General features: G+C 70.2%; 17 protein-coding genes and 2 riboswitches. Of the genes, 8 read left to right on the forward strand and 9 right to left on the reverse strand.

The window, feature by feature from the left end; all coding sequences use genetic code 11:
- Positions 1-211 precede the first annotated feature (211 nt).
- Genes ABTW72_RS20260 through ABTW72_RS20270 form a run of 3 tightly spaced genes read right to left on the reverse strand, consistent with a single transcriptional unit; the run spans position 212 to position 1769 of the window.
- A complete protein-coding gene (locus tag ABTW72_RS20260; protein ID WP_350860865.1) occupies positions 212-808 on the reverse strand; it encodes a histidine phosphatase family protein in 597 nt (198 codons plus the stop codon).
- On the reverse strand, positions 805-1575 hold the full coding sequence (locus ABTW72_RS20265) for a CbtA family protein (RefSeq protein ID WP_350860867.1): 771 nt from the start codon (positions 1573-1575) through the stop codon (positions 805-807). Before ABTW72_RS20265 ends, ABTW72_RS20260 begins: the two co-directional genes overlap by 4 nt.
- Positions 1566-1769 (reverse strand): CbtB domain-containing protein, encoded by a 204-nt coding sequence (locus ABTW72_RS20270; protein WP_350860869.1) that lies wholly within the window; start codon positions 1767-1769, stop codon positions 1566-1568. The genes ABTW72_RS20265 and ABTW72_RS20270 overlap by 10 nt, the downstream gene beginning before the upstream one ends.
- A 58-nt stretch (positions 1770-1827) precedes the next feature.
- Positions 1828-1907: riboswitch (cobalamin riboswitch) on the reverse strand.
- Between the two features lie 317 nt (positions 1908-2224).
- Between ABTW72_RS20270 and ABTW72_RS20275 the strand changes: the two genes are divergently transcribed.
- The 4 genes from ABTW72_RS20275 to ABTW72_RS20290 all read left to right on the forward strand — a co-directional run bounded on the left by ABTW72_RS20275 (position 2225) and on the right by ABTW72_RS20290 (position 6342).
- Entirely contained in the window at positions 2225-3103 is an 879-nt protein-coding gene (locus tag ABTW72_RS20275) for an amidohydrolase family protein (RefSeq protein ID WP_350860871.1), read from the forward strand.
- A gap of 320 nt (positions 3104-3423) precedes the next feature.
- Positions 3424-4431 carry an ABC transporter permease gene (locus ABTW72_RS20280; RefSeq protein ID WP_091406814.1) on the forward strand — a complete coding sequence of 336 codons (1008 nt, stop codon included), beginning with the start codon at positions 3424-3426 and terminating at the stop codon, positions 4429-4431.
- A 40-nt stretch (positions 4432-4471) separates the two neighbouring features.
- Positions 4472-5524 carry an ABC transporter substrate-binding protein gene (locus ABTW72_RS20285; protein ID WP_350860873.1) on the forward strand — a complete coding sequence of 351 codons (1053 nt, stop codon included), beginning with the start codon at positions 4472-4474 and terminating at the stop codon, positions 5522-5524.
- Positions 5524-6342, forward strand: coding sequence for an ATP-binding cassette domain-containing protein (locus ABTW72_RS20290; protein ID WP_350860875.1), 819 nt, complete (start codon positions 5524-5526; stop codon positions 6340-6342). The genes ABTW72_RS20285 and ABTW72_RS20290 overlap by 1 nt, the downstream gene beginning before the upstream one ends.
- 175 nt (positions 6343-6517) lie before the next feature.
- Here ABTW72_RS20290 and ABTW72_RS20295 read toward each other — a convergent pair whose 3' ends face one another.
- Both ABTW72_RS20295 and ABTW72_RS20300 read right to left on the reverse strand, forming a co-directional pair.
- The gene (locus ABTW72_RS20295; protein WP_091406806.1) at positions 6518-7240 is read right to left on the reverse strand and encodes a FadR/GntR family transcriptional regulator; all 723 of its coding nucleotides are present in this window, start codon (positions 7238-7240) and stop codon (positions 6518-6520) included.
- 7 nt (positions 7241-7247) lie between these two features.
- Positions 7248-8645, reverse strand: a complete 1398-nt coding sequence (locus ABTW72_RS20300) for an enolase C-terminal domain-like protein (RefSeq protein WP_091406804.1) — start codon at positions 8643-8645, stop codon at positions 7248-7250.
- A 430-nt stretch (positions 8646-9075) separates the two neighbouring features.
- A riboswitch (cobalamin riboswitch) is annotated at positions 9076-9292 on the forward strand.
- Positions 9293-9485: 193 nt separating this feature from the next.
- Here ABTW72_RS20300 and ABTW72_RS20305 point away from each other — a divergent pair.
- Both ABTW72_RS20305 and ABTW72_RS20310 read left to right on the forward strand, forming a co-directional pair.
- Positions 9486-11807 (forward strand): ribonucleoside-diphosphate reductase subunit alpha, encoded by a 2322-nt coding sequence (locus ABTW72_RS20305; RefSeq protein WP_350861001.1) that lies wholly within the window; start codon positions 9486-9488, stop codon positions 11805-11807.
- A gap of 65 nt (positions 11808-11872) precedes the next feature.
- Complete coding sequence (locus ABTW72_RS20310) at positions 11873-12868, forward strand: ribonucleotide-diphosphate reductase subunit beta (RefSeq protein ID WP_112602787.1); 996 nt, start codon at positions 11873-11875, stop codon at positions 12866-12868.
- Here the strand turns inward: ABTW72_RS20310 and ABTW72_RS20315 are convergent.
- A complete protein-coding gene (locus ABTW72_RS20315) occupies positions 12865-13779 on the reverse strand; it encodes a MerR family transcriptional regulator (protein WP_112624579.1) in 915 nt (304 codons plus the stop codon). The two genes, ABTW72_RS20310 and ABTW72_RS20315, sit on opposite strands and share 4 nt — an antisense overlap.
- A 118-nt stretch (positions 13780-13897) precedes the next feature.
- On the opposite strand from ABTW72_RS20315, the gene eno reads away from it, so the two are divergent.
- On the forward strand, positions 13898-15163 hold the full coding sequence (gene eno / locus ABTW72_RS20320) for a phosphopyruvate hydratase (protein WP_350860878.1): 1266 nt from the start codon (positions 13898-13900) through the stop codon (positions 15161-15163).
- Here the strand turns inward: eno and ABTW72_RS20325 are convergent.
- Genes ABTW72_RS20325 through ABTW72_RS20335 form a run of 3 tightly spaced genes read right to left on the reverse strand, consistent with a single transcriptional unit; the run spans position 15145 to position 17045 of the window.
- Entirely contained in the window at positions 15145-15585 is a 441-nt protein-coding gene (locus tag ABTW72_RS20325) for an arsenate reductase ArsC (protein ID WP_350860880.1), read from the reverse strand. The genes eno and ABTW72_RS20325 overlap by 19 nt on opposite strands.
- Before the next feature lie 18 nt (positions 15586-15603).
- Positions 15604-16695 (reverse strand): ACR3 family arsenite efflux transporter, encoded by a 1092-nt coding sequence (gene arsB, locus ABTW72_RS20330; RefSeq protein WP_350860882.1) that lies wholly within the window; start codon positions 16693-16695, stop codon positions 15604-15606.
- Positions 16692-17045, reverse strand: coding sequence for an ArsR/SmtB family transcription factor (locus ABTW72_RS20335; RefSeq protein ID WP_350860884.1), 354 nt, complete (start codon positions 17043-17045; stop codon positions 16692-16694). Before ABTW72_RS20335 ends, arsB begins: the two co-directional genes overlap by 4 nt.
- Positions 17046-17140: 95 nt before the next feature.
- On the opposite strand from ABTW72_RS20335, the gene ABTW72_RS20340 reads away from it, so the two are divergent.
- Positions 17141-17638, forward strand: coding sequence for a GNAT family N-acetyltransferase (locus ABTW72_RS20340; protein ID WP_350860886.1), 498 nt, complete (start codon positions 17141-17143; stop codon positions 17636-17638).
- Positions 17639-17669 lie beyond the last annotated feature (31 nt).

Consider the following 17669-nt stretch of genomic DNA (forward strand, 5'->3'; position numbering starts at 1 on the left):
GGTCCTGGTGTTCGTGGGGGGGCTCAACCCTTGGAAGGGGCCCGACGAGGGGGCGGGGCTCGCGCCGCGCCCGGGGGGGGGGGGCGGCCCCCCCCCCCCCCCCACGTCGTACCGCGGGACGTCACCCGCGAGCCGCCGCCAGTTGTTCGCTGGTACGGACCAGCGCGCCGCGCCGGATCTCGTTGGGCGGCCTGCGCCGTCTGGTGCGACCTCAACCCGCTCGCGGCGCGCCCAGTCGGAGCTGCCAGCGCGCGCCCCGGCTGGTGAGCCGGACGACCGCCAGGGGCTCCACGTCGACCTGCCGGTACGTCGCCATCGGAAGACCGAGGGCGTGCACCACCGCGACCCGGATCACCAGTGGGTGGGTGACTGCGATGACGCGTCCACCTGCTCGGTGCTGCTCGTCCAGCCAGCTACCGACCCGATCCCGCACGGCCGCGACAGACTCACCGCCGTGCGGCGCGGACTCCGGCGCGGACAGCCAGTCGTGCAGCGCCTGCGGCTGCGATTCAGTGATCTCCTCAAGCGACCGTCCGGACCAGTCCCCGTAGTCACAGTCGGCCAACGCGGTCTCGATCGTCGGCAGCAGGCCGAGGGCGTCGGCGGTCTGTCGGGCGGCCACCGCGGGGCTGGACAGGCAGGTGGCGTTGTCGCCGAGGGGCCCGCGCCGGTCTGCACCCGCCTGGGCCTGGGCGAGTGCGGCACGCAGGCCACCCTCGTCCAGGCCGTCGTCGGCGCCACCGAAGCGGGCCCGACGCAGAGCGGCGGTGTGACCGTGGGCGACCAGCCGAAGGCTGGTGCCGGTCACGTGCTCGGCAGTGCGGTGCCGGCCCGGCGACGCCGCTCGTGGTGCATCAGGGCCGCGAACAGCAGGCCGACGCCGGTCCAGAGCACGACCTGGGTGCCGAGCGACGCCAGTCGGAAACTCCACAGCAGGGTCGCCGGGAAGTCCGCCGGAACCTCCTGGAAGGACGGCATCACCACGTACGACACTGCCGTGACCAGCAGGAACCCGCCCACAGCCGCGGCGGCGCGCAGCCACGTCGGCGCCTGGGCACCGACCGACCGGTAGCCCAGCGAGCCGGCCCACACGGCCACCAGCCCGAGCACCACCATCAACAGGTAGGTGACGGTCCGTTGGTTGATGGTGGCCGGGTCCCCGACCGCCGGCGGGTTCGCCGGGTACTTGAGGAACGGCACGATCACCGCGCCGAGCAGCGCCGCGCCGGCCAGCAGCAGACCCGACCGTCCGTCGTCGTCGCCGCGCCGCCGACGGGACAGCAGGACGTACGCCGTGGCCAGCAGGCCACCCATCGCGGCCCCGAACAGGCCGGTGGCCAGGAACAGACCGCCGCGCTGGCCCGTCCGGCCGACCAGGGCGTCCTCGTGATCGTGTGCGCCAGCGGCGGGCTCGGCGTGCGTCGCCGCCTCCTCGATGGCGATGGCTGCCTCGACGTGCGGTTCGCCGGCGACGTACGCGAACGCCCCGGCGAGCAGGCCGGCGAGCAGGCCGGCCAGCAGCCCGCGAACGAGGACGGCGAGGAACGGGGGAGCGGTGGTGGTGTTCAGTGGCACGGGACACCCAGCAGGTGCCTGCCGTCGTGCATCAGCTCGTGCAGGTACATCCCGCTGCGCGACACCGCTCCCTGGTCGAAGGCGACGAGGTACGCCAGCAGGGTGAGCACGGCGACGGTCGCCAGAACCATCCACAGTAGACGGACACTGCCAGCGGGGTGCACCACCGGCTGGCTGGAAGCGGAGCTGGACATGAATACACGAACCTCCCCAGGGATGACGCGTCCCCATCGCAAGGCTGCGGACGACCGAGCGTCCTGGCTCGCGGCCCCCAGTTGTGGTGGGGAAACCGCTCACAGTGGCGCGACCGCGCCGGATTCACACCGGCTTCCCTCGCGTCGCCGCAGATAGTGGCTCGACGGTAGCGGTGCCGCCTCAGGCGGTCAACCCGGACCCCGCGCCCGACCGCGTCCGGCCGCCGGTGCGTCAACCAGGCGGACCAGCCGCAGGTGCCAGTGGATTCGTCAGACCAAAAGGCGACCATTGCCGGAAGTCGGTCGTGGTGCGCGTTCCGGGGCTCAACGACAGTCTGTTACCGCTAACATGGTCAACCTGCCAGATCGACGCTGTGGCTCCGGGTCGACCCGGAGGGCTCGATCAGCGGCTGGGCGGGGTGTGGGGTGGACGAGAACGCGCCAGGACGGGTCCGGTGACGACCGGTGAGGTCGCGCGACGACCGGGCACCGTCGACGCGCATCATCACCTCTGGGTCCGGGCGCGGCACCCACAGCCCTGGATCGATCCGCACACCATGGCCGCGATCGACGACGACTTCACGCCCGTCGAGCTCGCCCCGGCAACCCGGGCCGCCGGGGTGACCCAGACCGTGGTCGTCCAGTCCGTCGCCGTTCGGTCGGAGACGCCCGAGCTGCTCGGGATCGCGGCCGACGATCCGCTCATCGCCGGGGTCGTCGGCTGGGTCGACCTCACCGCCGCTGATGTCGACCGTCGCCTCGCCCGACTACGCAGGGCCCGCGGCGGCGAACGGCTGGTCGGGATCCGCCACCTGGTCCAGTCCGAACCCGACCCGACCTATCTCGACCGCCCCGACGTGCGGCGCGGCATCGCCGCGGTCAGTGCCGCCGGCCTCGCCTTCGACCTTTTGGTGCGCCATCATCAGCTGCCGGCGGCCGGCCGGCTCGTCCGCGACCTGCCCCAGGTGCGGTTCGTCCTGGACCACCTCGGCAAGCCCCCGCTCGGGCGCGCCGATCTCGGTGACTGGCAGCGCGACCTGCGGGCGCTCGCGGCCGAGCCCAACACGACGGCGAAGCTCTCCGGCCTGGTGACCGAGGTGGACGGTGAGCCCTGGACGACGGCCGACCTGCGGCCCGCAGTCGAGCACGCCCTGGACGTGTTCGGGCCGGATCGGCTGATGTTCGGCTCGGACTGGCCGGTGTGCCTGCTCGCCACCTCGTACGCCCGCTGGGTCACCGTCCTCGGTGATCTGCTGGACCCGTTGTCCGACGACGAGCGGGCCGCGATCTGGCGCCAGACCGCCGGCCGGGTCTACCGGCTGGCCCCGTCCTGAGACGGCGGCGCCTTCCCAACTGGGGACATAGCATGTTATCGATAACATGCTGGCGGCGGAGGTGATGTCGATTTGGTCGGACGTATGCCGTCGACCGGTGCAGGTAACGATGACAAAACTTGCTCGCAAGACCTTGGCAACATACGTGAATGCGTGGCAAGGTAACGCCTGATCGTGGGAAACATCCGACCTATCTCCAAGGGATGTGGGCGGCCTGGCCGCACCACCGTCCGAGCGGGGTCGGTCGCTCACAGGCGTTCGGCTCGCCGGCGGGTCCCCGTCGGACGCCGGCGCCGCGCTTGGGGAGGTCAGGTCCGACGATGAGTAGCGCCGAGGCAACGGCCGGCACGCAGCGCGGCGAACTCAGCGACTGGTTCCGGGAACGGATCTCCCACGCCGTCTCCGAGTTCACCGCCGCGACCGCGCTGGTCGTCCTGTTCATCGCCTTGACCTTCGCAAGTCCCTACTTCCTGACAGCGGACAACCTCTTCAACATCGGGGCCCAGACGGCGGTGATCGCGATCATCGCCACGGCCCAGACGATGGTCATCATCACGAAGGGCATCGACCTGTCCGTCGGGTCGGTCGCCGCGCTGGCCGGCGTGCTGGGCGCGATGGTCGTGCGCGACCTCGGCTTCTCGCTCTGGGCGGCGACGGCGGTCGCGATCGGCGTCGGCGCGCTGGCCGGGCTGTTGAACGGCCTGCTGGTGACGGTGGCCCGGATTCCGCCGTTCATCGCGACGCTGGGAACGATGTCCGTGGGTCGCGGCCTGGTCTTCATCATCACCGGAGCGGTCGGCGTCTACGGCCTGCCCCGGTCCTTCCAACTGCTCGGCAACGGGCAGATCCTCGGCATCCCGTTCGCCGTGGTGATCACCGTCCTGGTCGCCGTCGGGGTCGCCTTCCTACTCTCCCAGACCCGCTTCGGTCAGTACACCTACGCGATGGGCTCCAATCTGGAGGCGGCCCGCCGGTCCGGCATCCGGGTCGGGCGGCACCTGACCGGGGTGTACGTGCTGGCCGGCGTGCTGGTCGGGCTCGGCGGCATGATCGCCGCGTCCCGGGTCAACTCCGGCCAGCCCAACTACGGGATCTCCCTGGAACTCGACGTCATCGCCGCCGCCGTCATCGGTGGAGCCAGCCTGTTCGGCGGGCAGGGCCGGATCGTCGGGACCATCATCGGCGCGTTCCTCATCGCCCTGGTCCGCAACGGCGCCGTCCTGCTCGACATCAGCATCCACTACCAGCAGGTGATCGTCGGCGTGATCATCTGGGCCGCCGTCTACTTCGACCAGTACCGCCGCCGGCGGCTGGAATCACGGGGTTGACATGCCATTCCGAGAGTCCGAACGAGGAAGGACACACACCATGGCACACACCACCACCAGCCGGCGGACGCGAGGACGACTCCTGCGCGCGCAGGCGATCCTGGCCGCAGCCGCGGCGACCGCTCTGCTCAGCGCCTGCGGCGGGGTCGAGGTCCGTGACGGCGGCGACGGCGCGACCACTGACGCGAGCGGCCCGTTGAAGCTCGCCGTCGTGCCCAAGGCGGTCGGGGCCGACTACTGGAACACGGTCAAGGCGGGCGCCGAGTGTGCCGCTCAGCGCGCCGGAGACGTCACCGTCCAGTGGGACGGGGTGACCACCGAGACCGACGTCGAGGGCCAGGTCAACCTGATCCAGAACTTCGTCACCAAGAAGGTCGACGGCATCGTCTACGCGGCGACCGACTCCAGCGCGCTGGCACCGGCGACCGACAAGGCGCTCAGCGCCAACATCCCGGTCGCCATGATCGACTCTGGCACCAGCCCGCAGCCGTCGAACGTGCCCCTCTTCGCCACCGACAACCGTGCGTCGGCGACCGAGGCGGCGAAGCTGCTCGCCACCGAACTCGGCCCCGGCAACCACGAGGTGGCGCTCGTCGAGTTCCAGCCCGGATCGCAGACCAACACCGAGCGGGTCGACGGCTTCAAGGCCGGCCTCGCCCAGTACCCCAACCTGAAGCTGGTCGGCCAGCAGCCGAGCCGCAGTGACGTCAACGAGGCCCGACGGGTCACCGAGAACATCCTCACCGCCAACCCCAAGCTCGCCGGCGTCTTCGCGGCCAACGAGCCGAGCGTGCTCGGTGCCGCGCAGGCCATCCAGGCCGCCGGCAAGTCCGGCAAGGTGGTCATCATCGGCTGGGACGCGGCCCCGGACGAGATCGCCGGGGTGCGCAACGGCCAGATCTCGGCGCTGGTCGTGCAGAACCCGTTCAAGATGGGCTACTTCGGCGTCGACAAGATGGTCAAGCACCTTCGGGACAAGGCGCCGCTGGCGTCGGCCGACACCGGCGTCACGTTCGTCACCAAGGAGAACATCGACTCGGCGGAGATCAAGGCGGTGCTCGAGCCCAGCTGCGCCAACCCGCCGGTGCAGTGATGGGCGCGATCCCCACGGCCGCCGCGGACAGCGATCAGCAACCCACCGACGCGGAATCGCCGGTCCTCGAAGCCCGTGGCATCGTCAAGCGGTTCGGGCACGTCGAGGCGTTGCGTGGCGCCGACTTCACGGTCCGCCGCGGTGAGGTGGTCGCGCTGATCGGTGACAACGGCGCCGGCAAGAGCACCCTGATCAAGACCCTGTCCGGTGTGCACCCGCCCGACGAGGGCGAGATCCGGGTCGGCGGTCGTCCGGTCCAGTTCTCCACTCCGGTCGATGCCCGACGGGCGGGGGTGGAGACGGTCTACCAGGACCTCGCCGTCGCCGACGACCTCAGCGTGGCCGCCAACCTGTACCTCGGCCGGGAGATCCTCCGCTCCGGACCGCTCGGCCGTCTCGGGCTGTTGGACAAACGCGCCATGCGCCAGGGCGCCGCCGCCGCCCTGGACGAACTCGGCGTACGGATCCCCCGGGTCACCACCCCGATCGCGATGCTCTCCGGTGGGCAGCGGCAGTGCGTGGCGGTGGCCCGGGCCATCATCTGGGCGACCAACGTGGTCATCCTCGACGAGCCCACCGCGGCCCTCGGTGTGGTCCAGACCGGGCGGGTGCTCGACGTCGTCCGGCGTGCCCGCGACGCCGGCATGTCGGTGGTGCTGGTGAGCCACAACATGCCGCAGGTGCTCGAGATCGCCGACCGGGTCGAGGTCCTGCGCCTCGGTCGGCGCGCCGCCCAACTCCGCGCCGACGAGGTCACCACCGACGACCTGGTCGCGGCGATGACCGGCAGCACCCAAGTGGATCGGGACGAGCGGTGACGGCTGTCGTCCAGCGGGGCGCGCGCGATCCCCCAGGGCGCGCTGACCAACCTGCTGCCCGTCGCGCAGGCCCACCACGTCGGTGTGGTGGTCGCCGGTGTCGACGTCCCGGATCAGCTCTGGGCGGCGTTGTACGACGAAGGGCTGCTCGACGTGCAGTCGTGAGGGTCGGCCGTCACGACCGGGCAGTCTCGATGCTGGCGTCGGCGTCGTCGGGCAACCCCTGCAACGACTCCTCCACGCCGATCAGGTGGTTCGCCATCCGGGTGCGTGCCCGCTCCGGGTCGCGCGCCACCAGGGCCTTCAGGATCGCCACGTGTTCGTCATGGGTTCGCAGGTCCGCGCCCTCCTCGTGCAGACTCCGCCAGAGCCGGCCACGGATGGTGCGCCCGGCGAAGGCTTCGATCAGGCCGACCAGCACCGGATTCTCGGCGTGCACCGCGATGATCCGGTGGAAGGCGATGTCGATCTCCATGATCCGCTCGTGGTCCGGCGGTGACTGGCCGATCAACCGGGCCGCCTCGTCGAGCAGGTCACCCGCCTGGGCCAGGGCCTCGTCGGTGATCCTGGTCGCCGCCAGGCAGGCGGCCTCGCACTCCAGCAGACGGCGAACGGTGTGGATGTGCCGCGGGTCGCCCTGGCCCTGGAAGTCCACCACGAAACCCATCGGGGCCAGCAGTTGTGGCGCGTCGAGGTTGGTGACGTAGGTGCCGTCGCCCTGGCGGATGTTGACGATGCCGAGGATCGACAGGGCCGACATCCCCTCGCGCAGGGACCCGCGCGAGACACCGAGCTGCTCGGCGAGGTCCTTCTCGATGGGCAACCGGTCCCCGGGCCTGAACTGCCCTTCGAGGATCATCCGCTTGATGCCGTTGACCACTTCGTCAGTGCGAGACATGATCCCCCTAGCGGCCGGCGGGGGTGGCCTTCCCACCCGCGATCACGTACGCCGCCTCCGGAGATGACACGGTAGTCGGGTCTGTCGCCGCCCAGTAGTGGCCGTCGGGAAACCGGTAGAGCGCGACCGACTCCTGACGCATCCGGGTGGAGTAGCCGGGTTGGCTGGGCAGGACGTATCCGCTGCCGGAACCGGTGTCCCGGATGATGCAGGGATCGGTGAAGTGCTCGTGCAGGTGGTCGACGAACTCGGTGACACGGTTGGTGAGGTCCCCCGAGATCGCGACGTAGTCGAGCACCGACACGTGTTGGACCATCTCGCACAGCCCGACACCGCCGGCGTGCGGGCACACCGGGACGTCGAACTTCGCGGCGAGCAGCAGCACGGCGACGATCTCGTTGATGCTGGCCAACCGGCCGGTGTCCAGCTGGCAGAAGTCGATGGCCTCGGCCTGGAACAGCTGCTTGAACATCACCCGGTTGTGGCAGTGTTCGCCGGTGGCGACGCCGATCGGAGCGACGGCGCGGCGGACGGCCGCGTGACCCAGGATGTCGTCGGGGCTGGTCGGCTCCTCGATCCACAGTGGCTTGAACTGGGCGAGGGCGGTGACCCACTCGATGGCCTGGCCGACGTCCCACACCTGGTTGGCGTCGATCATCAGGTTGCGATCCGGCCCGAGGATCTCCCGCGCGATCGCGCATCGGCGGATGTCGTCGTCGAGGTTGGCGCCCACCTTGAGCTTGACGTAGCCGTAGCCGGTGTCCACCGCTTCCTGACACAGCCGGCGCAGCTTGTCGTCGCCGTAGCCGAGCCAACCCGCCGAGGTGGTGTAGGCGGGGTAGCCGGTCCGGTCGAGCTCGGCGAGACGGGCGGCCTTCGTGCCCTCCTTGGCCCGCAGGATGGCCAGTGCCTCGTCCCGGGTCAGCGCGTCGGACAGGTAGCGCAGGTCCGCGATGTCGACGAGTTGCTCGGGGGACATGTCGACGAGCAGCCGCCACAGAGGCTTGTCGGCGAGCCGGGCGACCAGGTCCCACGACGCGTTCAACACGGCCGCCAGGGACAGGTGGACGACGCCCTTCTCCGGACCGAGCCAGCGCAGTTGGGAGTCGGAGGTGAGGAGGCGGTAGACCGCGCCCATGTCCGCTGCCATCGTCGCCACGTCCAGGCCCACCAGAAGCTGTGCCTGGTGGACTGCCGCCGCCGCGACGATGTCGTTGCCTCGACCGATCGTGAAGGTCAGGCCGTGACCCGCGAGAGGCGCGCCCACGCCGTCGACGCCGTCGGTGTGCAGGACGACGTAGGCCGCCGAGTAGTCGCCGTCCTTGTTCATGGCGTCTGACCCGTCAGCGGTCAGGGAGGTGGGGAAGCGGACGTCTTCGACGGTGACGGCAGTGATCTGCGGCATGCGCTCCTCGCCCGGCTAGGCTAAAGATCAGATGATCACTGGGAGTATACGGAGGGCCGCTCCAGCGCGTCAACGATGTCGATCACCGCAGGCCCACAGACATATGATGTTTGCCCTGCCGGGTTGATCCGCCTTGCCGTCCATCGTGCCGGTTGGCGGGCGGCGATGACGCGGGTGGCGGTCCGTGGAGATCGGATGTTCCGCCCCCTTCGGAGCATTGACGGGAGCCTATTGGTGCGAGCCTGCGCCGCCATGGCCTCGATATGTCACATCTTTGTCGACTGTCGACACCGACGCGGAGAGCCCGTCTCCGGTGCCCGGCGTCGGTCTGCGTGGCGTGGTCGGCCGGGGTGGTGACGGTGGTCACCGAGACGGTGCCGACACGCCCGAGACCGACATGTGGGGTGTGACAACGACTGCGTCCCTATATATGGTGTCGAGCGCAGCTGGTTCGGCCGCTCATCCAGGGTGGTCGAGGCAACAGGGAACCCGGTGGAAATCCGGGACTGTCCCGCAGCGGTGAGTGGGAACGACCGCCGTCAACAGCACTGGGCCACCGATCGGCCTGGGAAGCGACGGCCAGTAGGAGACCGGCGACACCGGTCGTGCCCGCGAGTCCGAAGACCTGCCAGCGCGCCGCGTACCCGCACCCGGGTGGGCGGCGGTCCGAGGCCGCGTGGGACGGCTGACGCCACCTGACCCCACGCCGGGCTGGCGTGGCGTCCGTCGGTGTCTGTCTCCTCGCGTCCGGGCCACCAGGTCTCGAACTCCGAGGAGCGAGTGGTGACAGTCACCGAGGTAGTCCCGGCCAGCGGCGACGCGACAGTGCGGCGCACGCCGATGCAGGTCCGCAAGCGCGACGGCGGCACCGAACCCGTGGACGTGAACAAGATCGTCCGAGCGGTCGAGCGGTGGGCCGACGACCTGACCGACGTGGACCCGATGCGGGTGGCCACCCGCACCATCAGCGGCCTCTACGACGGCGCGACCACCGCCGAACTGGACCGGCTGTCCATCCAGACCGCCGCCGAGATGATCGGTGAGGAGCCGCAGTACTCGCGCCTCGCCGCGCGGCTGCTGGCCGGCTACGTCGACAAGGAGGTGCGTCGACAGGGCGTCACCTCGTTCAGCGCGGCGATCCGGGTCGGCCACGCCGAGGGCCTGATCGGTGACGACACCGCCGCGTTCGTCGCCGCACACGCCGCGACCCTCGACCACGTCATCGACCCGAACGGCGACCGCCGGTTCGAGTACTTCGGCCTGCGCACCGTGTACGACCGCTACCTGCTGCGCCACCCCACCAGCCGACTCGTGCTGGAGACCCCGCAGTACTGGCTGCTGCGGGTGGCCTGCGGGCTCTCCCGGACGGCCGACGAGGCGGTCGACTTCTACCGGCTGATGTCCAGCCTGGCCTACCTGCCCAGCTCACCGACCTTGTTCAACTCCGGCACCCGGCACACCCAGATGTCCTCCTGCTACCTGGTCGACTCCCCGCTCGACGAGCTGGACTCGATCTACCAGCGGTACGCCCAGGTCGCCAACCTGTCCAAGTTCGCCGGTGGCATCGGCATCGCGTACTCCCGGGTCCGCTCCCGCGGAGCGCTGATCCGGGGCACCAACGGGCAGTCCAACGGGATCGTGCCGTGGCTGCGCACGCTGGACGCGAGCGTCGCCGCGGTGAACCAGGGTGGCCGGCGCAAGGGCGCGGCCTGCGTCTATCTGGAGCCGTGGCACCCGGACATCGAGGAGTTCCTGCAACTGCGGGACAACACCGGCGAGGACGCCCGACGTACCCACAACCTCAACCTGGCCAACTGGATCCCGGACGAGTTCATGCGCCGGGTCGAGGCCGACGAGCTGTGGTCGCTGTTCGACCCGCACGAGGTGCCCGAGCTGCCCGACCTGTGGGGGGAGCGGTTCGACGCCGCGTACCGGGAGGCCGAGGCACAGGAACGCTACGTGCGGCAGGTCCCGGCACGGGAGCTGTACGGGAAGATGATGCGGACCCTCGCCCAGACCGGCAACGGCTGGATGACCTTCAAGGACGCCGCCAACCGGCTCTGCAACCAGACCGCCGAGCCGGGCAACGTGGTGCACCTGTCGAACCTCTGCACCGAGATCGTCGAGGTGTCCAGTGACACCGAGACCGCCGTGTGCAACCTCGGATCGGTGAACCTCGCCGCCCACCTCACCGACGGCGGCGTCGACTGGGAGCGGCTGCGCGCCACGGTGCGGACCGCGGTGACCTTCCTCGACCGGGTCATCGACATCAACTACTACCCGACAGCGCAGGCGGCGGCGAGCAACCCCCGCTGGCGACCGGTCGGACTCGGGCTGATGGGCCTACAGGACGTCTTCTTCGCGCTGCGGCTGCCGTTCGACTCGCCGGCCGCGCGGGAGCTGTCCACCCGGATCAGCGAGGAGCTGTACCTGACCGCGCTGGAGACCTCCGCCGACCTGGCGCGCGACTTCGGCGCGCATCCGGCGTACCCGCAGACCCGGGCCGCGCGGGGCCAGCTCCAGCCCGACCTGTGGGGTGTCGAGGGTACGCAGACCGCGCGGTGGGAGGCGCTGCGCCAGCGGGTCGAGGCGTACGGGCTGCGCAACTCGCTGCTCGTCGCGGTCGCGCCGACCGCGACCATCGCCTCGATCGCCGGGTGCTACGAGTGCATCGAGCCGCAGGTGTCCAACCTGTTCAAGCGCGAGACCCTGTCGGGGGAGTTCCTCCAGGTCAACACCGCTCTGGTACGCGAGCTGAAGGCCCGCGGTCTGTGGACCGAGCGGATCCGTTCGGCGATCAAGCGGGCGGAGGGGTCGGTGCAGGACATCGCCGAGCTGCCGGCCGGCGTACGGGAGTTGTTCCGCACCGCGTGGGAGCTGCCGCAGCGGGCGCTGATCGACCTGGCCGCCGCCCGCGCCCCGTTCATCGACCAGTCCCAGTCGCTGAACCTGTTCCTGGCCGCGCCGACCATCGGCAAGCTCTCCTCGATGTACCTGTACGCCTGGAAGGCCGGGCTGAAGACCACCTACTACCTGCGCTCGCGCCCCGCGACGCGGATCCAGCAGGCCACCGTCAGCGCTGTCGCACCCGCCGTCGTCGTCGACGCGGAGGCGCTGGCCTGCTCGCTGGAGAACCCCGAGTCGTGCGAGGCCTGCCAGTGATCTCCGCCGACACCACCGACGCCAGCACCACCGACGCCAGCACCACCGACACGAGGACCACGCACATGCTGCTCGACCCCGGGATGGACCTGACTCTCCGCCCGATGCGCTACCCGCACTTCTTCGACCGGTTCCGCGACGCGATCCGCAACACCTGGACGGTCGAGGAGGTCGACCTGCACGCCGACCTCGCCGACCTGGACAAGCTGTCGCCGGCCGAACGGCACCTGGTCAGCCGCCTGGTGGCGTTCTTCGCCACCGGTGACACGATCGTCGCCAACAACCTGGTGCTCAACCTCTACCAGCACGTCAACAGCCCGGAGGGTCGCCTCTACCTGTCCCGCCAGCTGTTCGAGGAGGCCGTGCACGTCCAGTTCTATCTCAACCTGCTCGACACGTACGTGCCCGACGAGACGGAGCGCTTCGAGGCCTTCGCGGCCATCGAGAACATCCCCTCGATCCGTCGTAAGGCCGAATTCTGCTTCCGGTGGATCGACTCCCTGAACGACCTGCGGGAGCTGCGGTCCCGCGAGGACCGGCGCACGTTCCTGCTCAACCTGATCTGCTTCGCCGCCTGCATCGAGGGGTTGTTCTTCTACGGCGCGTTCGCGTACGTCTACTTCCTGCGCTCCCGCGGCCTGCTGCACGGCCTCGCCTCGGGCACCAACTGGGTGTTCCGCGACGAGTCCATGCACATGGCGTTCGCGTTCGACGTCGTCGACACCGTCCGCGCCGAGGAGCCGGACCTGTTCGACGACGACCTCGCCGACCAGGTTCGCCGGATGCTCACCGAGGCGGTCGAGTGTGAGGTGCAGTTCGCCGAGGACCTGTTGGGCCATGGTGTGCCCGGTCTGACGTTGGCCGACATGCGGGAGTACCTCCAGCACGTCGCCGACCGCCGCCTCGCCCAGCTCGGCATCGCGCCGCACTACGGGTCGAGCAACCCGTTCGGCTTCATGGAGTTGCAGGACGTGCAGGAGCTGTCCAACTTCTTCGAGCGGCGGGTGTCGGCGTACCAGGTCGGGGTGACCGGCACTGTCGCCTTCGACGACGACTTCTAGGCGGCAACCGATCCGGGGGCCTGGCGTCGCTTGGTGAGCCACCGCATCACGTGCAGTGGGTGCGACGCCGGGTCCGGGATCGGGTGGAAGACGTGTTCGACCGCGCCGTCGGCGACGATCAGGGTCAGCCGCTCGTAGAGCGTCATGTCGCCCGCGGTGCGGGTCGGCAGCCGCAGCGCGTCGGCCAGGGTCAGCCTCGGGTCGGGGATCAGCGGGTAGGGCAGCCGCAGTCGGTGCGCGAGTTCTCGCTGGTACCCGGTCGACTGCGCGGACAGGCCGTACACCCGGGCGGCGCCGGCCGCGCGGAGCTCGGCGTGATGGTCGCGGAACCAGGCGGCCTGCTCGGTGCTGCCGCGCGCGCCGTGGATCTCCAGCAGCCCGTTGGGCAGGTCGACGCCCGGTCGTCCGGTCAGCGGGTAGACGAAGATGACGCTGCGCCCGGGACCGAGCGCGCCGAGGTCGACCGGGCGGCCGTCGGTGCCGTAGAAGGACAGCGGCGGCAATCTGACGCCGACCAGCGCGGTGGGGTCGGCGCCTTCGGCGGGACTGCCGGGTACGACCTGGGTCGCGGCGGCGTCCAGGCGCGCGTCCAGCGCGTCCCGCTGGGCGGTCAGCTTGCCGATCCGCTCCTGGAGGTTCGTGATGGTGCTGCGGTACGTGGCCACCGCCGCCGCGCACACGTCGGTGTCGTCGGAACCATCGGCGATCGACTCGACGAACGGGCGGGTCTCCTCGACGGTGAGGCCGAGCGCCATCAGCTCGCGGATCTGCGCCACCAGCCGCACCGCGATCGGGTCGTACTCGCGGTAGCCGTTGCTCAGCCGCCGGGGTACGACCAATCCAGCCGACTCGTAGTACCGCAGTGCCCGGACCGTGGTTCCGGTCCGGCGTGCCAACTCACCCACCCGCATCCCGCGACCCTAAACCCGCACCCCGGGGTACGGGTCAACGTGTCCATCGTCGCGGTGTCAGGGCCGCCGTTTCCTGCCAGTCTGGCTGCGAAAAGGCAGCTTGAACAGGGAGTGTGTGATGACGGCAATCAGTCGGGTGTGGGCTCGGCAGATCCTCGACAGCAGGGGCAACCCGACCGTGGAGGCCGACGTGGTCCTCGCCGACGGGTCGACCGGCCGGGCGGCCGTGCCGTCCGGCGCGTCGACGGGGGCGAACGAGGCGGTCGAGCTGCGCGACGGGGATCGGACGCGTTTTCACGGCAAGGGCGTCAGCACGGCCGTCGCCGCGGTCAACGGCGAGATCGCCGACGCGGTGCTCGGGCTCGACGCGGAGGACCAGGCCCTGATCGACGAGACGATGATCGCTCTCGACGGTTCCAAGGACAAGGGTCGACTGGGTGCCAACGCGATCCTGGCGGTGTCCCTGGCGACCGCGAAGGCGGCGGCGTCGGCCCACCGGCAGCCGCTGTACCGCTATGTCGGTGGCGTCGGCGCCCGCCTGCTGCCGGTGCCGATGATGAACATCATCAACGGTGGCGCGCACGCCGACAATCCGCTCGACTTCCAGGAGTTCATGATCGCCCCGGTGGGAGCGCGGACCTTCGCCGAGGCGGTCCGGATGGGTGCGGAGGTCTTCCACACCCTCAAGGCGTCCCTGGCCGCGGCCGGGCACAACACCAACGTCGGTGACGAGGGCGGCTTCGCGCCGAACGTCACGGACGCCGACGAGGCGCTGCGGTTCGTGCTGCGTGCCATCGAGGACACCGGTTACCAGCCCGGCGTCGACGTGCGGATCTGCCTCGACCCGGCCAGCTCGGAGTTCTTCCGCGCGGGTGTCTACGACTACGTGGGCGAGGGGCGCCAGCGCACCGTCGAGGAGCACATCGACTACCTGCTCGACCTGGTCTCCCGGTACCCGATCAGTTCCATCGAGGACCCGATGGCCGAGGACGACATCGCCGGCTGGAAGCGGCTGACCGCGGTGGCGGGGGAGCGCGTGCAGTTGGTCGGCGACGACGTCTTCTGCACCGACGTCGACCGGCTGCGCGACGGGATCGACGGCGGCTACGCCAACGCGATCCTGGTCAAGGTCAACCAGATCGGCACCCTCACCGAGACCCTGGCGACGGTGGACGCCGCGCACAAGGCGGGGTACCGGGTGGTGATGTCGCACCGATCCGGGGAGACCGAGGACACCACCATCGCCGACCTGGCTGTGGGCGTCGGCTGCGGTCAGATCAAGACCGGTTCGCTGTCGCGCTCCGACCGCACGGCCAAGTACAACCAGCTCATCCGCATCGAGGAGGAGTTGGGCGAGCGCGCCAGCTACGCCGGAGGCCGCTGAGGGGTGTGCCTCGGTCGGGTGGCGAGGTTCAGGTCGGTGAGGAGCTTCTCCACCCGGCCCCGGATCTCGTCGCGGATCGGGCGGACGGCGTCGACCCCCTTGCCGGCCGGGTCGTCGAGCTTCCAGTCCTCGTAGCGCTTGCCGGGGAAGACCGGGCAGGTGTCGCCGCAGCCCATGGTCACGATGACGTCGGAGGACTCCGCTGTCGCGTACTCCAGAAGCTTGGGGGTCTGGTCGGTGATGTCGATGCCGACCTCGCGCATGGCCTGCACGGCGGCGGGGTTGATCGTCTCGGCCGGCGCGGAGCCGGCCGAGCGGACCTCGACGGTGTCGCCGGCGAGGTGGTGCAGCCAGCCGGCGGCCATCTGGGAACGGCCGGCGTTGTGGACGCAGACGAACAGGACGCTGGGTCTGTCGCTCATGTCGGGGTTGCCTTCCGGTTACGCGGTCGCGGATTGCGGGGGAGTGAAGAAGCGGCGGCGCGCCCACAGCGAGACGTAGACGAGCCCGACCAGGACGGGCACCTCGATCAGCGGGCCGACGACCCCGGCGAGGGCCTGGCCGGAGGTGACGCCGAAGGTGCCGATCGCGACGGCGATGGCGAGTTCGAAGTTGTTGCCGGCGGCGGTGAACGCCAGCGTGGTGGTGCGCTGGTAGCCGAGACCGATGGCCCGGCCGAGGGCGTAGGAGCCGGCCCACATGAGCGCGAAGTACACCAGCAGGGGCAGGGCGATGCGGACGACGTCCAGGGGCCGGCTGGTGATGGCGTCGCCTTGCAGGGCGAACAGGATCACGATCGTGAACAGCAGCCCGTAGAGGGCGGCCGGGCCGATGCGGGGCAGGAAGCGGGCCTCGTACCAGGCGCGGCCCTTGGCGCGCTCGCCGAGACGGCGGGTGAGGTAGCCGGCGAGCAGCGGGATGCCGAGGAAGACGAGCACGTTACCGGCGATGTCCCAGGCCGAGATCGTCAGCTCGGCGCCGGAGAGCCCGAGCCACTGGGGGAGCACGGAGAGGTAGAACCAGCCGAGCAGGCCGAAGGCGACGACCTGGAAGACCGAGTTGAGGGCGACCAGGACGGCGGCGGCCTCCCGGTCACCGCAGGCGAGGTCGTTCCAGATGATGACCATGGCGATGCACCGGGCCAGGCCGACGATGATCAGCCCGGTGCGGTAGGCGGGTTGGTCGGCCAGGAAGATCCAGGCCAGGGCGAACATCACGGCGGGGCCGGCGAGCCAGTTGAGGACCAGCGAGGAGATCAGCAGCCGGCGGTCGCCGGTGACGGTGTCGAGCCGGTCGTAGCGGACCTTCGCCAGCACCGGGTACATCATGATCAGCAGGCCGACCGCGATCGGTAGCGAGATCCCGCCGATCTGCACCGCGTCCAGGACGCTGTTCAGCCCGGGGATCAGCCGACCCAGGAGCAGGCCGGCGACCATCGCCAGCCCGATCCACACGGGTAGGAACTGGTCGAGTCGGGAGAGGCGGCCGACGACGGTGCTCTCGGCCGGGTCGCTCCGCAGGGTCGTCGTCATGCCGCCGGAGCCACGGTGAGCAGTGCGGCGAGTTGGCGCAGGATGGCCGGCCGGGCGCGGTAGTAGACCCAGGTGCCCCGGCGTTCGGCGTCGACCAGCCCCGCCTCGCGCAGCGTCCTGAGGTGGTGCGAGATGGTCGGACCGGTCAGGTCGAACGCGGGGGTCAGGTCGCAGACGCAGATCTCCCCGCTCTCGGCGGAGGCGATCATCGACAGCAGTTGCAGCCGCACCGGGTCGCCGAGGGCCTTGAACGCGGGCGCGAGCACCGCAGCGGCCTCGGCCGGTACGCGTCGCTCGGCCAGCGGGACGCAGCACGACACGTCCGTGGCCGGACCTGCTTGATTCGACATTCCTCTAGGTTGACACTTCTCTAATCAGTGTGCAACCGTCTGATTCGACAGACGTCGAGACAGTCCTCTGATCTCTTCCGGAAGGCAACCCGCTGATGGCCGACATCACCGTGCGCCCCATGACCGACGCCGACGCCGACCGGGTCCTGGCGATCTATCAGGCCGGTCTGGACGCCGGCAATGCCAGCTTCGAGATCACCGCCCCGACCTGGGCGGCGTTCGACGCCGCGCGCCTGAGCGCGCACCGTTTCGTGGCCGTCGACCGCGGCGGGCTGGTGCTCGGCTGGATCGCCGTATCGCCGACCTCGACCCGCGCGGTCTACGCCGGTGTGGTCGAACACTCCGTCTACGTCGACCCGACCGCCCAGGGCCGGGGCATCGCCCGGCTGCTGCTGGCCGCGCTGATCGCCTCCACCGAGGCCGCCGGCATCTGGACCATCCAGTCCGGAGTCTTCCCGGAGAACACCGCCAGCCTCACCCTCCACCAGCGGGCCGGCTTCCGGGTCATCGGCGTACGCGAGCGGGTCGGTCGCCATCACGACCGCTGGCGTGACGTCGTCCTGCTGGAACGTCGCAGCCCCACCATCACCTGACCAGCCTTGGCCGTCACGACGGGCCACCACA

The organism is Micromonospora sp. NPDC127501 (genome assembly GCF_040302185.1).
Taxonomy (GTDB): domain Bacteria; phylum Actinomycetota; class Actinomycetes; order Mycobacteriales; family Micromonosporaceae; genus Micromonospora.

Excerpts from the sequence above, each read along its gene's own strand:
- ABTW72_RS20270 (WP_350860869.1), bottom strand. The coding sequence starts at position 1,769 with ATGTCCAGCTCCGCTTCCAGCCAGCCGGTGGTGCACCCCGCTGGCAGT.
- ABTW72_RS20280 (WP_091406814.1), top strand. The coding sequence starts at position 3,424 with ATGAGTAGCGCCGAGGCAACGGCCGGCACGCAGCGCGGCGAACTCAGC.
- ABTW72_RS20285 (WP_350860873.1), top strand. The coding sequence starts at position 4,472 with ATGGCACACACCACCACCAGCCGGCGGACGCGAGGACGACTCCTGCGC.
- ABTW72_RS20290 (WP_350860875.1), top strand. The coding sequence starts at position 5,524 with ATGGGCGCGATCCCCACGGCCGCCGCGGACAGCGATCAGCAACCCACC.
- ABTW72_RS20295 (WP_091406806.1), bottom strand. The coding sequence starts at position 7,240 with ATGTCTCGCACTGACGAAGTGGTCAACGGCATCAAGCGGATGATCCTC.
- ABTW72_RS20300 (WP_091406804.1), bottom strand. The coding sequence starts at position 8,645 with ATGCCGCAGATCACTGCCGTCACCGTCGAAGACGTCCGCTTCCCCACC.
- ABTW72_RS20305 (WP_350861001.1), top strand. The coding sequence starts at position 9,486 with ATGCAGGTCCGCAAGCGCGACGGCGGCACCGAACCCGTGGACGTGAAC.
- ABTW72_RS20310 (WP_112602787.1), top strand. The coding sequence starts at position 11,873 with ATGCTGCTCGACCCCGGGATGGACCTGACTCTCCGCCCGATGCGCTAC.
- ABTW72_RS20315 (WP_112624579.1), bottom strand. The coding sequence starts at position 13,779 with ATGCGGGTGGGTGAGTTGGCACGCCGGACCGGAACCACGGTCCGGGCA.
- eno (WP_350860878.1), top strand. The coding sequence starts at position 13,898 with ATGACGGCAATCAGTCGGGTGTGGGCTCGGCAGATCCTCGACAGCAGG.
- ABTW72_RS20325 (WP_350860880.1), bottom strand. The coding sequence starts at position 15,585 with ATGAGCGACAGACCCAGCGTCCTGTTCGTCTGCGTCCACAACGCCGGC.
- arsB (WP_350860882.1), bottom strand. The coding sequence starts at position 16,695 with ATGACGACGACCCTGCGGAGCGACCCGGCCGAGAGCACCGTCGTCGGC.
- ABTW72_RS20335 (WP_350860884.1), bottom strand. The coding sequence starts at position 17,045 with ATGTCGAATCAAGCAGGTCCGGCCACGGACGTGTCGTGCTGCGTCCCG.
- ABTW72_RS20340 (WP_350860886.1), top strand. The coding sequence starts at position 17,141 with ATGGCCGACATCACCGTGCGCCCCATGACCGACGCCGACGCCGACCGG.